This window comes from Kribbella sp. NPDC005582 (assembly GCF_040605415.1).
Lineage (GTDB): Bacteria > Actinomycetota > Actinomycetes > Propionibacteriales > Kribbellaceae > Kribbella.
This window is the reverse complement of sequence record NZ_JBEXCU010000009.1, coordinates 59,382-74,291: the sequence shown is the minus strand read 5'-3', so window position 1 is coordinate 74,291 and position 14,910 is coordinate 59,382. Positions and strand designations below refer to the sequence as shown.

The following is a 14,910-nucleotide window of genomic DNA, read 5'->3' as shown; positions in this document are numbered from 1 at the left end:
CTCCTAGACCGGGGACGGAGTGTCGAGGAGCTTCTGGGTCGCCGCTTTGAACTGCGCGAGCGCGGCTTTCGGCGTCGCCTGACCGGAGAAGACACCGCTGAAGGCGGCGCCGGCCTCGTTCTGCAGCTGCGCTCCCGAGCCGCTGAACCAGGCGTCGGGATCGAACAGGACATCGGGAGCCACGCTGCGGTACTCCGCCTGCGGTTTGAGGCTCAGATACTCCTTGCTCTTCACCACTGGCTGGTACGCCGGGATGTGGCCGCCGACCGCCCATTCCGTGCTGTTCTTGAGCATCCAGGCGATGTACTCCACGGTCGCTTTCGTATCGGCGCGGTTCCGGTTCGCCTGATGCGGCAGGACGAATGTGTGCGCATCACCGGCGTACTTGGGGACGTCGTACAGGACCGGGAAGGGGGCCATGCTGAACGGCATCTTCGCGGTCTGGTACGTCGTCACCTCCCACTCGCCGTTGAAGCTCAGACCGGCCTCGCCGTTGCTGAACTGGGCGACCAGTGCGGCGTAGTTGGACGAGCGCGGGGTGAGACCGTCGGCCGCGAGCTTCGCCATCAGGGTCAGCGCTTCGAGTGCCTTGTCGTCATCGAGCACCAGGCGCTGACCGGACTCGTCGAAGAACTTGCCTTCGAGCTGTCCGTAGAGCGTCCACCACATCCGCCACGGGTTCGTGGTCTCGATCGAGGCGGCGAACTTGCCCGTCGTCTCCTTGACCGCCTTGAGCATGTCGAGGAACGCGGGGACGCCGGTCACCGGTTTGATCCGCCCATCGGGGGCGAGCAGCCCGGCCTTCTCGCAGATGTCGGTGTTGTAGTACAGGACGAACGGGTGCTGGTCGAGCGGAACGGCGTACAGGACGCCGTCGACGTGGCACTTCTGCCAGATCTCCGGGAGGAAATCGGACTCGCTGATACCGGCCTCGTTGAGCAGGTCGACAGGGATCGGATCGAGCATCGTCGTCGGGCTGAAGCCCTTCAGCCGGGACAGGTGCAGGGTCGCCACCTCCGGCGCGCGCCCACCGGCCGCCGACATCGCGAGCTTGGTGTAGAACGGCGGTCCCCAGGCGAGGGTGTGGGCCTCGAACCGGACGTCAGGATGCTGCCTGACGTACTCCTGGTGGATCTGTTGCAGGCGGGCGCCGTCACCGCCGCCGAAGAGGTTCCATTCGCGGACCCGGGCGTCCGGGCGCGCGGTGCTACAACCGGTCAGGGCGAGTGTTCCGGCGCCGAGCAGTCCACCAAGTACTGCTCGACGGCCTGGGCGTGCGGGGGCGGAGCCGTCGGACATGCAGGGTTCCTCCGACCTTCTACATCGGTGTACTACATCGGTGTAGAAGAGAGGATGCCTGCCGGCGACCGGTCGGTCAAGACGTCAGCCGGCGGTGGATTCCCGGATGTGCAGCTGGTACGGCGCCACGAGTTCCTCGTGCTCGGACTCGTCACCGCCCATCCGCCGGACCAGCAGATCGACGGCCGTGCGCGCGATGTGCACCCGGTTCGGGTCGACCGTCGTCAGCGTCGGAGTGCTGTACTCGGCCTCGTCGATGTTGTCGAACCCCGCCACCGCGATGTCGTCGGGAATCCGGATGCCGTGCGCGGTGAGCGCACGGATCGCCCCGAGCGCGAGCGTGTCGTTCAGGGCCAGTACGGCGTCGAAATCACGGGTCCGCGTGAGCAGGGCGTTCAAGGCCTCGGCACCACTCGAGCGATGCCACTGACCACCCGAAACGGCCAGATCCTTCGGTACCGGTACGCCGTACTCCGCGTGCGCGTCGAGGTACGCGCGGTACCGGATGGCCGCCGTACCGATCTGCTCGGTCGGCTTGCACCCGACCACCGCGATCCGGCGCCGGCCCTGTTCGAGCAGGTGCCGGACCACGGCCTTGGTGCCCTCGACGTTGTCGATCATCACGTGGTCGACCGGGCCGTGGAAGATGCGCTCGCCGAGCAGCACCATCGGGCTGCCCGAGCGCAGGACGCCGACGTCCTCCTGGCCCAGCCCGAGCGGGCTGTAGAGCAGACCGTCGACCAGGTGTCCGCGGGGACGGGCGAGCGCGGTGAGCTCGCGCTCACGGTCGGCGTTGGTGGTCTCGATCATCACCGTCAGTCCGTGCCCGCCGGCCGCCGCGATGGCCGCGTCGGCGAGCTCGGCGAAGTACGGATTGCTCAGCTCGGGCAGCACCAGCGCGATCACACCGGTCCGGCCGGACTTCAGCGTCCGCGCCGAGATGTTCACCCGGTAGCCGAGGTCGTCGATCGCCGCGAGCACCCGGACCCGGGTCTCCTCCCGGATGTACGGATACCCGTTCATCACGTTCGACACGGTCTTCGGCGACACCCCCGCCTGGCGCGCGACATCACGCATCGTCACCGCCACCAGCGCACCTCCCGACCCCCGCTCATGAAGACTTACGGTAATCCACGTCCACGGCGGTGTGCTGCACGGCGTCGGTGAGGGTGAGCTGAGAGGTGACGCGATAGCGGTCGCCGCGGTAGGCGGCGCGGGTGTACTCGAAGAGGCGTCCGTGCTGGTCGCGGGTCAGCCGCTCCAGGGTGAGGATCGGCGCGCCCGCGGTCAGTCCGAGGAGCTCTGCTTCGGCCGGATCCGCTGCGGCGGCTTCGTGGGTCTGTTCGGCATCGGTCGGGATGACGCCGTACTGGTCGCGGAGCAGGGCGTAGAAGGAACCGGTCTCCAGGGCGGCGATGTCGAGACCTGGGACCAGCTCGTCGAGGACATGGATGGTCTCGACCGACATCGGCTGGCCGTCGACGAGGCGCTGGCGGGCGATCCGCAGTACGGCGGTGGTGGGTTCGATGCGCAGTCGGCTGCCGATCGCCATGCCGGCCGGGATGACGGAGTGGCTCAGGATGCGGCTGGTCCAGGTGCCGGGAGCCGGGGGATAGCCGGCCCCGCCGGAGCGGGCGGGACCGCCGACGATCTCCTGCGCGATCTTCGGCGAGCCGACGAACATGCCCCGGCCGTGCTGGCGGACCAGCCAGCCGTCGCGGACGAGCTCGTCGACTACCGAACGCAGGGTGGGGCGGGAGATGCCGAGGTCCGCGGAGAGCTGGCGCTCGGACGGGATCGCCTGACCGATCGCCCTGGCTTCGATCAGGCCGATCAGGTGCTCCCGGGCGCGATCGCGCTTTCGCAGACTGGCTGTCACTACGCTCCCTCGAGCTGACGCTGTTAGCTGTAGACGCGAACGTAGTCGACCAGCATCTTCGCGGGGAACCGGGTGGAGGAGTTCGGCGGGCCGGGCCAGACGCCGCCGACGGCGAGATTCAGCAGCAGGTAGAACGGATGGTCGAAGACCCAGTCCGCACCGGCCGGGATGTCCGCCGGTGTGACGGTGTGGAACGGCTGGCCGTCGACGGTCCAGACGACCTTGTTCGGCGACCACTCGACGGCGTACAGGTGGAAGGCATCGGCCCACTTCCGGCTGCTGGTGGTGCTGCCGCCGGGGCCGTTCTCGGAGTGGTAGCCCGGACCGTGCACGGTGCCGTAGAGCGTGTACGGCTCGTTGCCGACGATCTCCATGATGTCGATCTCGCCGTTGTTCGGCCAGTCGACCTCGTCGATGTTCGCGCCCATCATCCAGAACGCCGGCCACAGGCCCGCGCCGTCCGGAATCTTGATCCGGGCCTCGAACTTCCCGTACGCCTGCTCGAACTTGGCCTTGGTGGTGATCCGGCCCGAGGTGATGTCACAGGTGCCGTACTGGCAGTTCTCCATCCCGGCCAGCCGCTCCTTGCGCGCCTGGATGACGAGATTGCCCGCGCCGTCGGTCGAGACGTTCTCCTTGCGGCTCGTGTAGTACTGCCATTCCTCGTTGCCCCACTGGGGTTCGCCCCCGGTCTCCAGGTTCCATCGGCTCGCGCTCGGTCGGGTTCCGGCGGGCGAGTTGAACTCGTCCTGCCAGCTGATGGCCAGGGCTTGTCGCGGGTCGGGCTTCTCGTAGGCGCCGGCCGGCGCGGTGGTCAGGGCGGGTGAAACGACGGCAGCCGCGAGCAGTGCGGCCACCAGGCGGGTTCGTCTCATGACACCTCCGATGTAGGGATGCCGAGGACCGTCTCACACTGGACAAGAAGTGGTCAATAAGTTGCTGTAGACTGCCTCGATGGTGATGAAGAGACTCCTGCTGGCGGTGGGCCTGCTCGCGGGGCTGAACGCTTGTGCGGATACCGGCGACGACGGGGGCCGGCCGGAGCTCGTCTGGGCCGACGAGTTCGACGGCTCGGGACCGGTGGACGCGAAGTCCTGGAACGTTGTCACCGGCAACAAGGAGTTCGACGGCTGGGGCAACGAGGAGCTGCAGTACTACACCGCCGACAGCCTGGCCCGCGACGGCAAGGGCAATCTCGCGATCACCGCCGCGAAGGCGGATCCCGCAGCGGACCTGCCCTGCTGGAACGGGAAGAACTGCGAGTACACCTCGGGTCGAATCACCAGTGAGGGCAAGGTCTCGCTGCAGAACGGGCGGGTCGAGGTGCGGATGAAGGTGCCGGCCGGCGTCGGGCTGTGGCCCGCGTTCTGGATGCTCGGCTCCGGCGCGGACGAGTGGCCGAACGGCGGCGAGATCGACGTGATGGAGTGGGTCGGCAACGAGACGAGGACGATCTACGGCACGGTGCACGGACCCGGCTACTTCGACGACGCCGGCATCCAAGGGGAGATCGAGCTGCCTGCTGAGCTGAGCGACGACTTCCATGTGTTCGCCGTGCAGAAGAGCCCCGAGCGGATCGCCTGGGAGGTCGACGGCAGGACGTTCTTCGAGATGACCCCGGACAAGCTGCCGAAGGGCAAGCAGTGGGTCTTCGAACGGCCCTTCTACCTGCTCTTCAATCTTGCGGTCGGCGGCCCGTGGCCCGGCAATCCGACCGACGAGACAGAGTTCCCCGCAACTCTGCTCGTCGACTACGTGCGGATCTACCGGTAGTAGCAGGCGTCAGCTGCAGAGGGCGGTGTCGAGGGTCTTGGCGACGCGCTTGGCGTCGTCGATGGTGGTCGGCATGGCTGTGACCACCAGGGCTGCCTCACGGCCGTCGGTGGTGACGGCGTTGCGGGTCTCGAAGCCGAAGATGTCACCGCCATGGGTCCAGGCGAAGCCGCCACACGACAGTGGGAGCTTGGCGATGCCGAGGCCGTAGTCGCCGTCTCCGTTGACGTCGAGGTCCGGCGCCGGGACCGTGCTGAGCATCTGCTGCAGCTGCGCGGGCTTCAGCAGCTTGCCGTCGATCACAGCGCTGAAGAAGCGGTTCAGGTCGCCGGGGGAGGCGATCATCTGGCCCGCCGCCCAGCCCAGCGAGGGCTCCATCTCGGTGACGTTGACGGGTTTCCCGTCCCGAGTGGTCTTGAAGTAGCCCTGCGGATGCGGGCCGAGGATCCGCTGGTCGCCGACGGCCGGCCAGTAGGTGTCGCGCAGCCCGATCGGCTCGATCACGCGCCGGGTGATCTCCTCGGCGATCGGCCGCCCGGTCACCTTCTGCACGATCAGTCCGGCCAGGATGTAGTTGGTGTTGCTGTACTCCCAGCCCTTGCCCGGCGGGAACAACGCCTTCTTGGCCAGGGCGACGTCGACCATCTCCCGGGGTTCCCAGTAGGTGTGCTGCAGCTCGGGATAGCCCGCGGCGAGGAGTTCGTCGTAGTCGGGGATGCCGCTGGTGTGCTGGAGCAGTTGCCGGACAGTGATCTTGCGGCCGTCGATCCCGTCACCGCGAACCATGCCCGGCAGGTACTTCTCGATGGCGGTGTCGAGTCCGATCTTCCCTTCACCGACCAACTGCAGGACGACCACCGAGGTGAAGGTCTTGGTGTTGCTTCCGATCCGGACCCGGCTGGCTCGCGGTACCGGCGCCTTCGTGGCGAGGTCACCGACACCGGCGGTGTAGGTGCGGGCCCGGCCGGACCGGTCTCGCACCGTGACGATCGCGCCGGGGAAGCTGGGACCCGCGACAAGTCCGTCAAGACTCTTTTGTACGGCGTTGTCCGGGTGGCGGGCGCTGTCGATCGCGGCCGGTGCGGCGGTGGTGCCCAGACCGGCGATCGCGGCGACCGACACCGCGGTCATGGTGAGCCGGCCGAGCCGGCGACGGGAGGATTGATTTGTCATGACCGCAACGCTAGAAGCGCGGCGACCGCCGATCGATGGAGCTAGCAACCCGATCGTGGTAGAGCCTGCTGTACCTCGAGTGGCCAGCTGGCGGGATGTTGGCGGCGCGGCGATCTTCCTAGCGTTGAGGCATGACGAAAACGATGCCGTTGCCCGCCGCCGTTCGGGTGCAGGAACTGACCAGGACGTACGACGTCGCCGGACAACCGGTCCACGCCCTCGCCGGAGTCGACGCGACCTTCGTGCGCGGAACCTTCACCGCGGTCATGGGACCGTCGGGCTCAGGTAAGAGCACGCTCCTGCAGACCGCGGCCGGTCTCGACCGTCCCACCTCCGGCCGGGTGTTCGTCGGTGACACGGAACTGTCGGGGTTGTCGGAGACCGCGTTGACCAAGTTGCGCCGTACCAAGATCGGGTTTGTCTTCCAGCTGTTCAACCTGATCGGCGCGCTGAGCGTCGAGGAGAACATCACCCTGCCGCTGCGGCTCTCCGGTGCGCGGCCGGACCGCCGCTGGCTGAGCGAGGTCGTCGACCGGGTCGGTGTGACGTCGTTGCTCCAGCGGCGACCCTCCGAACTGTCTGGTGGCCAACAGCAACGAGTTGCGATCGCCCGTGCGCTGGCGGTCCGCCCGGACGTCGTCTTCGCCGACGAACCGACCGGCGCGCTGGACGGTCAGACGGCATCCGACGTACTGGCACTGTTGCGGTCGATCGTCGATGACCACGGTCAGACGATCATCATGGTGACCCACGACCCGGTGGCGGCGTCGTACGCCGATCGCGTGCTGCTGCTCGCCGACGGCCGGGTCGTTGCCGACACGCCGCGACTCGGTGTCGACCGGATCGCCGCACAGCTGGCCTCGCTCGGTCGCAGGCAGGAGACGGCGGCATGACCGGGATCGCGCTACGTCTGGTCAGGCACCGGCCAGGCAGCGTCCTGGCAACACTGATCGCGCTGATCGCGGGCGTGACGATTCTGACCAGCATGGGCGCGTTGGTGGAATCCGGACTGCGTCCGCCGCCCGCGCCGCAGCAGTACGTGAACGCCGAGATCGTGGTCGCCAAACGCGAGCTGACCATCACGGGCAAGCAGTTGGGCGATCCCTACACGGCGACCGTTCAACTGCCCGAGCCTGCCTCGCTGCCGGCTGGTTTGGCGACCGAACTGCGGAAGGTGCCTGGCGTCGAGCGGGTCGAGACGACTCCGGCCGGCGCTGGACGGGCGGACGCCTTTGCCGTGTCGGTGGAGCGGCAGGCCGACCGTGCTGCCGTCACCGACGCCGTCGACAAGGTCGCCGGATCCGTGGGCGCCACGGCGTACACCGGCCGCGATCGGGCGCTCGTCGAGCGGCCGGATATCGCTACGGCGCGCGGACTGCTGGTGCAGATCGGTGCAGCCTTCGGCGGGTACGTCGTTCTGCTCGTGGTGTTCGTGGTCGCGGGAACCATCGGGCTGTCGATTCGTGGTCGGCGCCGCGATCTGGCGTTGCTGCGGGCAACTGCCGCGACGCCGGGGCAGGTTCGGCGGATGCTGATGGCGGAGGCCGCCGTACTGGGTCTCGCGGGTTCGGTGATCGGCGTACCGGCTGGGTTGCTGGCGAGTCGATGGCTGGGGGAGCAGTTGGTGGTGCGCGGGTTTGTGCCGGCCGACTACACGCTTGCGATCGGCCTCCTGGCTGCGCCGGCCGCTGTCCTGCTGATCGTCGTGATTGCGCTCGGCGCAGCGTTGCTGGCCAGCCGGCGGCTCTCCGGGATTCGCCCGGCCGAGGCGCTGTCGCAGATCGCGGTCGAGCCCGCGCGGCTGAGCAAGGTGCGTCTCGGCTTCGGGATCGCGTCCCTTGCCGGAGCGATCTCGTCCAGCGCCGTGTCCGTCGGAGCAGGTGGACAAGCAGCGCTGGCCGGGGCGGTCGGCATGCTGTATCTGTTCGTCATCGCGGTTGCCTTGCTGGCGCCGTGGATCAACAGCCTCACTGCGCGCTACCTCGCGCCGATTCTTCAAGCAGGCTTCGGGACCAGCGGCTATCTCGCCGCGAAGAATCTCGCTGCCAACGCGCGCGGCGGTGCCACTGTGCTGACCGCTCTGGTGCTCTCGATCGGCTTCGGTGGGTCGGTGTGGTTCCTGCAGGACAACGTGGAGCGGCAGACCGTTCAGCAGTTGGCGGCGGGGACGCTCGCGCAGTACACAATGCTCGCGCCGGAAGGCGTCTCGAATGCCGAGGTCGAGAAGCTTCGCCGGGCCCCTGGGGTCGAAGCTGTCACGGCGATGCGTCCGACGTCGGTGATTGTGAAGGTGATGGACACCCTCGAGGTCGTCCCGGCCCAGGCGATCGACGTGTCCGACAGCAAGACGACGCTCGACCTCAAGGTCAGCGACGGCAGTCTGGCTGATGTCGGGCCGGAGAGCATCGCGGTCTCGGCGACACAGGCATCGTCGCGGAACTGGAAGGTCGGCGACCAGGCTGACCTCTGGCTCGGCGACGGAACGGTGAAGAAGCTGCGGATTGCGGCGATCTACGAACGCGGTCTTGGGTTCGGCGACGTCGTCCTGTCTCCGGCGACGGTCGGTCGGCCGCCGACCAAGCTGCTCATTCGGGCGACGGCGGACGCCGTACCGGCGCTGAAGGGTGCCGTTCCTTCCGAGCAGTCGACGGCTGCGGTCTCCAAAGACCTGGCGATCAGTGCTTGGCTGAACAAGTTGCTGATCACGGTGATGGTTGGCTTCGCCGCGTTGGCGGCAGCGAACACCATGACGATGGCTGCTCTCGCCCGCCGCCGCGAGCTGGCCGTTCTCCAGTTGGCCGGTGTCACCACTCGCCAGCTGAAGCGCATGGTCCGCGCCGAACAAGCCGGCCTGCTGGGCGTCTCGGTCCTGATCGGCGGCGCGATCGCGGCCGTCACTCTCACCGCGGTCGTCTACGCCCTGACCGGCGGCGCAGTTCCATACGTGCCGCTGACCGGCGTACTGGCAATCCTCGGGGGTGCGACGCTGATCGCGATGGCGACCACGATCGTCCCGATCGCCCGGCTGCTCCGGCAGTCGGCACTGGCCGGGGCATCGACTCGGACCGGCTGATTCGGGATCGGCGCCGCGGGTACCAGCGACGCATGTTCGATGGCTTTGAGCTGGAGCGGATCAAGGTCGGCGAGGTCAGTCTGCGAGTGCGTCACGGCGGCTCCGGGCCGCCGGTCGTGCTCCTGCACGGACACCCCCGAACCCACACGACCTGGTGGCAGGTGGCGCCGCGCCTCGCGGAGGACTTCACCGTGATCTGCCCCGACCTCCGCGGGTACGGCGAGTCGGACAAACCGCCCGCTGACGACGACCACTCGCAGTACTCGAAGCGAGCGATGGCAGGCGATATCGCGCACCTGATGTCCGAGCTCGGCCATGAACGCTTCGCCGTCGTCGGCCACGACCGAGGCTCGTACGTCGCCTACCGGACCGCGATGGACTGGCCGGACCGCGTCAGCAAGCTCGTGGTGATCGACAGCGTCCCAGCCGTCGAGGCCCTCGAACGCGCTGACGCCAAGTTCGCCGCGGCCTGGTGGCACTGGTGGTTCTTCGCCCAGCAGGAGACGCCGGCTGAACGAGTGATCTGCGCCGACCCGGAGACTTGGTACAACGCCTGGACCTCGAACGGCCCGGACCACCTCGGCCCGGAGAACCACGCCGACTTCCTGGCCGCGATCCGCAACCCCGCCACCGTGCACGCCATGCTCGAGGACTACCGAGCCGGCCTCGGCGTCGACCGCCAAGCCGACGAGGACGACCGAGCGGCCGGCCGCACGATCACCTGTCCCATGATGGTCTTGTGGTCGTTGCAGGACGACATGGAGGAGATCTACGGTGACCTGCTCGAGGTCTGGCGCCCTTGGGCGCCGGACCTCGCCGGCCACGGCATCGACTCACCTCATCACGTAGCCGAGTACGCTCCGGCCGAACTCGCGCAGAGTCTGCGGAACTTCTTGCGGTGAGCAACCATCAGGCCGTCCTACGGCGGCCTGAGATCGCGATCGTCACCGGGGAGCCGACCACGACCGGAGCGATCGTGAGCTTGTCGACATCGGGCGCATAGGCGTCGGGATTGCCGAACACCAGCGATCCGCCTGCGGTCTTGAGCTCCACCGGGACCGTTCGTTCGAGGAAGCTGTCCCAGGCGTAGGTGTAGCGGAAGTAGGCGTGCCCGGCGGGAGTCGCGGTGCCGGTCTCGGTGACGTCGAGGCGGCGATCGACGACCTGGGGGTTGTAGGCGTGCGGGCCGCCGAGTTCGGCATTCGCGTAGCTGACGGCGATGTCGTAGGCGCCGGGTTTGTCGAAGCCCGGTCCGCGGGGGACCTCGAAGGTATTGGCCGCGCCCTTGCCGATGAAGCCGAGTGCCTTCAGCCCGGAGGCGTTGCTTCCCGATGCGGTCGAGTAGGTGTTCACCACCGTCGTACCGTGCCGGACGGCGTTCTCGGCTTCGATCGTGACGGCAGCGCTGTCGGCGGCCGCGGCTCGGGTGGTGGTGACCTGCTTGAGCAGGATCCCGGCGGCCGAGCTCAGCTCGAGCTCGTTGATGCCCTGGGCCAAGCGGACGCGCGCAGTGGATCGCCAGACACCGGCTCGAGGTGCAGTGAGCTTGGCGACGGAGCGACCGTTGACCTGGAGGTCGGTGGTGGCCGCGGCCGAGGTTCGGTAGTCGAGCGAGATGTCGTAGTACCCGGTCTCCCAGGCGTTGGCGTACACGTCAGCACGCTGACCGGCACCACGCACCGAGCCGAAGCCGCGAGCTCCGGTCGTCCCGTACGTGACCTGCGCACCACCGGCGTACCGGAGAGTGGAGGCCGGGTAGACGGTCGGCTCGCCGTCGGTGACGTCGGTGAGCAAGAACTTGTCGAGAGTGATGTCGGAGTTCGGCAGTACGGCGACGCCGTCCGCGCTTGCTCGCAGCGACAGGACGTGCTGCCCGGCGGTCAACGGGATCGTCACCTCGGAACTGCCGCGGTACTGCCACTTCTGGTAGTCCGTGAGGGCGAGATCGGCGGTGTACCGGACGAGCGTCGACTGGGATCCGTCCACGAACAGAGCGTGTTGTCCCGGCTTGCCAGGGGTCGCGCCGATGACCTGGAATCGGTACTTGCCGGTCCGCGGCACGATGACCGTCCAGTCCGCCTTCGAGCTCGGCTGGTTGAACGAGCCGACATCGCGGCCGCCGGAGGCGAGGAACTTCCAGCCGCCGCCCGCCTGTGGGTCCTGCGTGTACACGGTGGCGGCGGTCAGCGCGGCGTTCTCGGCTTCGGTCCGGGCCGTCCAGACCGCCCCGGCCGCGAGGGTGCGGTCCTGCTCGGGCGTGATCACGACCTGATAGGCGGCGTACCGGTCGTAGGTCGGTACGTCGACGGTGACGGCGCCGTTCACCAGGGCGACACCGTCGAGAACCTTGATCACCGGCGGCGTTCCAGCCACACCTTCGGCGCCGGACAAGGTGTTCTCGCGAATCTCGATGTCGACCTTGCTACCGAAGGTCGCCGGATCGAGGCCGGTCAGCTGGAGCGACACCGGCTTCGAGCCGCCGCCGTACAGGACGGTGGCGCGCTTGTTCGTGGCGTCGACGGCGGCGATCGCCTGCAGGGTATCGACCGTGTTGAGGGCCGGCGGGGTCACCTTGACGGTCCGGCTGCCGGCGAGATCGCCGTACCACTTGTAGAGCCACCAGCCCGCGTTGGCGGAGTTCGTCCGGGCGCTGTTGTCGTTGAAGTTGCCGGCATAGTTCCAGTACGCCGTCTGGCCGTCGACCTTGAGGTCTTCCATGATGGAGAGCCACTGGACGAGCTGGCCCGGCGTCCCCATGTCGCGCAGCATCCCGTACTCGGTGATGTTGATCGGGATCGGCCCGACGCCGAGGCTGCTCTCCAGCCGGCGGTAGTCGGCCGCATGCGAGCGGAACGTCCGCAGGTTGTCGATCCCGAGCTCGTGCCAGATGAACACATCAGGCAGAACGGCGTTGGCCTTCGCATAGCTGAGGAAGTCCGCGGACCTGGTCGGCTGCCAGCCGGTGTCACCGGGGCCGCCGATCCGCGCGTGGCCGAGACCGTGCCGCGCGTACACCTCCTGGATCTTGGTGTACGCCGCCTTCCAGTCCGCCAGGAAGGTGTTCTTCATCGTCGACCAGTCGGCGTACCAGTTGCCGCCGTCCGGCTCGTTGAACGGGATGAAGACGTAGTCCTTCGGCCGCGCGGACTTGGTCGCGACGGCCTCCGCCACGGTCTCGACGATCTCGAGGTAGTTGTCCGGCCGGACGCCGCCGTGGTACGGCCAGTCGGGGTAGTAGTCCTGGACATAGATGTACATGTCCTGGCCGTGCTTGGCGAAGAAGCCGCCCTCCACCTTGAGCGCGTCGCCGCTCGGATGCTGAGTTCCGTACGGCGCCTTCTGCGAGGTGTTCGTGATGGCGGCACCGTTGATCAGAGCCTGGGTCGGCGTGCCCTCGTCACCGAACCCGTACAACGTTCCGGTCGCGCCACCGCGGAAAGCCCCGGTGGACTGCGCGAAGTCAACTCCCAGTACGTCGGTCTCCGCAGCGGCGGCCGGGACGGACAGCCCGGCGGCGGTGATCGCGAAGGCAGCTGTAGTGGCCATGAACCTGACAACACTCCTCATTGCACGCTCCTCAGTACGACGGCCTGGTGGGTGTGGGGAAGGGCGATGCGCAGCGCGGGTACGCCGTTGTGCTCGATGCGCTCGATCGTCGCGTCGGTCGCTTTCGGATAAAGCACCTCAAGGTCAAGGGCGGTCGGAACGATGCAGCTGTCCGAGCCACCGCGGCGCCAGACCGCCAGCAACGCTTGCTGATCGTCACGCAACCCGTGCGCGACCCACGGGTCCTCCCACCCCGGCAGACCGAGCGGCCAGAACGGTACGGCGGTAGCGACGAACGGGCGGTAGCTCCGATAGGCGGTGATTGCTTCGGCGACAAGCGCTCGCTGAGCGTCGGTCATTGTGTCCAGATGCCCCGACAGATGCAGGCGTCCGAGCATCCCAGCCGTCATCGTGAAAGCGATGAGCTCGTCCGAGAAGGTGGGCTGGGGATAGGTCCAGCTGGCCGCCTGCTCGGGCGCGACCGCGGCAGCGGCCGCAGCCGCCACCGGCGGGTAGTACAAGGGATCCTGCTGATCGCTGGTCGACTGCACCTGCAGGTGCGACAACATGGCGTAGTCCACGCGCATGCCGCCCGACGAGCAGTTCTCCAGAGTGAGATTTGGGTAGCGGTCGAGGATGCCGTCGATCCACTGCAGCAAGGCGCGGTTGTGGCCGAGCAGACCAGCACCGGCAGAGATCGCGTCGTGGTCGGTACCGACGCCGATGTTGATGTTGTGGTCGAGCTTGAGGTAGCCGACGCCGAGACCGCCGACGAGCCGGTCGATGACCTCGTCGAGGTGCTTGCGCGCCAGTGGGTGTCGCAGATCGAGGTGGTACCGGCCGTGCTCGACCACGCGGCGGCCGTGCCGCAGGAAGAAGGCCTCGTCCGGCAGACTCTCGGCGATCGGACTGCGAACGCCGACGACCTCCGGTTCCAGCCACAGTCCGGGCACCATGCCGCGGTCCCGGATGTGGTCGAGCACCTCACTCAGGCCACCGGGGAACCGGTTCGGCGCCGGCTCCCACGCTCCGACGCTGTCCCACCAGCCCTGCGCATCGTCGTCGTACCAGCCGGCGTCGATACAGAACGTCTCCGCGCCGACCTCGGCCGCAGCGTCGATCAGCGGTAACAGCTTGGCCGTGGTGGGATCGCCCATCAACGTGTTCATGTAGTCGTTGAAGATGACCGGGAGCCCGGTGTGGTCCGGGTGCGGCCGGCGGCCCTGGCGCCGGGCCGCGGTCAACGCGGCGACAACACCTTCGAAGCCATCGGTGGCGAAGGCAACGGTCACCGGAACGGTCGTGAACTCCTGACCAGGTGCCAATCGGCCGTACCAGTCGTGCTCGGTCTCGGTCGGGCCGAGCAGGCTGACGTAGAGCCCGTCGGCGCGTTCACCGGCTTGCCAGTGCCAGCCGCCGTTGTGCTCGAGCTGCCACCCGACCGCCAGGCCGTTCGTCTCGTCGGTGACCACACCAAGGGGCAAAGTGCCGTCGGTCGACCATGCTCCGAGAGCGGTGCGGGCGAAGGTGCCGCGCGGGTCGATCTTGTGCGCCTGCCAGCTGAGGTCGGGCAGGAGCTCGCGGGTCGTTGCCGAGGTCCAGCGGTTCTCGGCGAGCCAGTCGTTGTCGGCCCACCAGACCCGCAGCGATTCGAAGGGAGCGCCGGGCAACGTTCCGCCCCAGACCGCTGAGGTGACCCACGTCAGGTCGATCTCGCGTACGCCGGTGTTCACGAGACGAGAGCTGATCCGCAGCGCACCGGCGGCGGGCACCGCGGAGAGGGTGGTGATGACGGTGAGGCCGGTGCTCTCGTCCAGGCTGGTGACCACGAGCTCAGCACCATCGGCCTGTACGACGTGCTTCTGGAACAGCAACCGGCGGCCGGCCAGCGAATCGACGTACCGGCGGGCCGACCAGGAACGGCCGGATCCGGCGACGCCGACCTCGACCAGGGGGAGTGGATCGGCGGGGCGGATGACGTCCTGGCCGCCGACTTGGATCCGGCTCAGCCGGGCGACGCCGTCGGCCAGGGAGAGAGTGAGGGTGAAAGCACCAGGGGACCAGTGAATCTCGTCGAGCGACATAGGGCTCCAGAGGGCGGGATGGCCGGCGGGGACGGGACCGACTTCGGCACGAGGTCTTGCGCTCGTGGGTGTTATCGCTAACA

Annotated in this window: 11 protein-coding genes; 4 read left to right on the top strand and 7 right to left on the bottom strand. The window is 67.9% G+C overall.

The window, feature by feature from the left end:
- Positions 1–3 precede the first annotated feature (3 nt).
- From ABZS29_RS35995 to ABZS29_RS35980, 4 genes are all read right to left on the bottom strand, one after another.
- On the bottom strand, positions 4–1,299 hold the full coding sequence (locus tag ABZS29_RS35995) for an extracellular solute-binding protein (protein WP_355469103.1): 1,296 nt from the start codon (positions 1,297–1,299) through the stop codon (positions 4–6).
- An 84-nt stretch (positions 1,300–1,383) separates the two neighbouring features.
- Positions 1,384–2,388 carry a LacI family DNA-binding transcriptional regulator gene (locus tag ABZS29_RS35990; RefSeq protein WP_355469101.1) on the bottom strand — a complete coding sequence of 335 codons (1,005 nt, stop codon included), beginning with the start codon at positions 2,386–2,388 and terminating at the stop codon, positions 1,384–1,386.
- 22 nt (positions 2,389–2,410) lie between these two features.
- Entirely contained in the window at positions 2,411–3,178 is a 768-nt protein-coding gene (locus ABZS29_RS35985; protein WP_355469099.1) for a GntR family transcriptional regulator, read from the bottom strand.
- Between the two features lie 23 nt (positions 3,179–3,201).
- Positions 3,202–4,053 (bottom strand): glycoside hydrolase family 16 protein, encoded by an 852-nt coding sequence (locus ABZS29_RS35980; RefSeq protein ID WP_355469098.1) that lies wholly within the window; start codon positions 4,051–4,053, stop codon positions 3,202–3,204.
- A 79-nt stretch (positions 4,054–4,132) separates the two neighbouring features.
- Between ABZS29_RS35980 and ABZS29_RS35975 the strand changes: the two genes are divergently transcribed.
- The gene (locus tag ABZS29_RS35975; RefSeq protein ID WP_355469096.1) at positions 4,133–4,951 is read left to right on the top strand and encodes a glycoside hydrolase family 16 protein; all 819 of its coding nucleotides are present in this window, start codon (positions 4,133–4,135) and stop codon (positions 4,949–4,951) included.
- 9 nt (positions 4,952–4,960) lie between these two features.
- On the opposite strand, the gene ABZS29_RS35970 is transcribed toward ABZS29_RS35975, so the two are convergent.
- Positions 4,961–6,124, bottom strand: a complete 1,164-nt coding sequence (locus ABZS29_RS35970) for a serine hydrolase domain-containing protein (RefSeq protein WP_355469094.1) — start codon at positions 6,122–6,124, stop codon at positions 4,961–4,963.
- A gap of 131 nt (positions 6,125–6,255) precedes the next feature.
- Between ABZS29_RS35970 and ABZS29_RS35965 the strand changes: the two genes are divergently transcribed.
- The 3 genes from ABZS29_RS35965 to ABZS29_RS35955 are packed head-to-tail and all read left to right on the top strand — an operon-like array spanning position 6,256 to position 10,099.
- Positions 6,256–7,017: an ABC transporter ATP-binding protein gene (locus ABZS29_RS35965; RefSeq protein ID WP_355469092.1), complete on the top strand. Its 762-nt coding sequence runs from the start codon at positions 6,256–6,258 to the stop codon at positions 7,015–7,017.
- Positions 7,014–9,197, top strand: coding sequence for an FtsX-like permease family protein (locus ABZS29_RS35960; protein WP_355469090.1), 2,184 nt, complete (start codon positions 7,014–7,016; stop codon positions 9,195–9,197). The genes ABZS29_RS35965 and ABZS29_RS35960 overlap by 4 nt, the downstream gene beginning before the upstream one ends.
- A 32-nt stretch (positions 9,198–9,229) precedes the next feature.
- Positions 9,230–10,099, top strand: a complete 870-nt coding sequence (locus ABZS29_RS35955) for an alpha/beta hydrolase (protein ID WP_355469088.1) — start codon at positions 9,230–9,232, stop codon at positions 10,097–10,099.
- Positions 10,100–10,106: 7 nt separating this feature from the next.
- On the opposite strand, the gene ABZS29_RS35950 is transcribed toward ABZS29_RS35955, so the two are convergent.
- The gene (locus ABZS29_RS35950; RefSeq protein ID WP_355469086.1) at positions 10,107–12,764 is read right to left on the bottom strand and encodes a hypothetical protein; all 2,658 of its coding nucleotides are present in this window, start codon (positions 12,762–12,764) and stop codon (positions 10,107–10,109) included.
- Entirely contained in the window at positions 12,761–14,827 is a 2,067-nt protein-coding gene (locus tag ABZS29_RS35945) for a glycoside hydrolase family 36 protein (RefSeq protein ID WP_355469084.1), read from the bottom strand. Before ABZS29_RS35945 ends, ABZS29_RS35950 begins: the two co-directional genes overlap by 4 nt.
- Between the last annotated feature and the right edge of the window lie 83 nt (positions 14,828–14,910).

Bases quoted from the DNA above. Each gene is read 5' to 3' on its own strand.
- ABZS29_RS35995 (WP_355469103.1), bottom strand. From the start codon at position 1,299: ATGTCCGACGGCTCCGCCCCCGCACGCCCAGGCCGTCGAGCAGTACTT.
- ABZS29_RS35980 (WP_355469098.1), bottom strand. From the start codon at position 4,053: ATGAGACGAACCCGCCTGGTGGCCGCACTGCTCGCGGCTGCCGTCGTT.
- ABZS29_RS35975 (WP_355469096.1), top strand. From the start codon at position 4,133: ATGGTGATGAAGAGACTCCTGCTGGCGGTGGGCCTGCTCGCGGGGCTG.
- ABZS29_RS35970 (WP_355469094.1), bottom strand. From the start codon at position 6,124: ATGACAAATCAATCCTCCCGTCGCCGGCTCGGCCGGCTCACCATGACC.
- ABZS29_RS35965 (WP_355469092.1), top strand. From the start codon at position 6,256: ATGACGAAAACGATGCCGTTGCCCGCCGCCGTTCGGGTGCAGGAACTG.
- ABZS29_RS35960 (WP_355469090.1), top strand. From the start codon at position 7,014: ATGACCGGGATCGCGCTACGTCTGGTCAGGCACCGGCCAGGCAGCGTC.
- ABZS29_RS35955 (WP_355469088.1), top strand. From the start codon at position 9,230: ATGTTCGATGGCTTTGAGCTGGAGCGGATCAAGGTCGGCGAGGTCAGT.
- ABZS29_RS35950 (WP_355469086.1), bottom strand. From the start codon at position 12,764: ATGAGGAGTGTTGTCAGGTTCATGGCCACTACAGCTGCCTTCGCGATC.
- ABZS29_RS35945 (WP_355469084.1), bottom strand. From the start codon at position 14,827: ATGTCGCTCGACGAGATTCACTGGTCCCCTGGTGCTTTCACCCTCACT.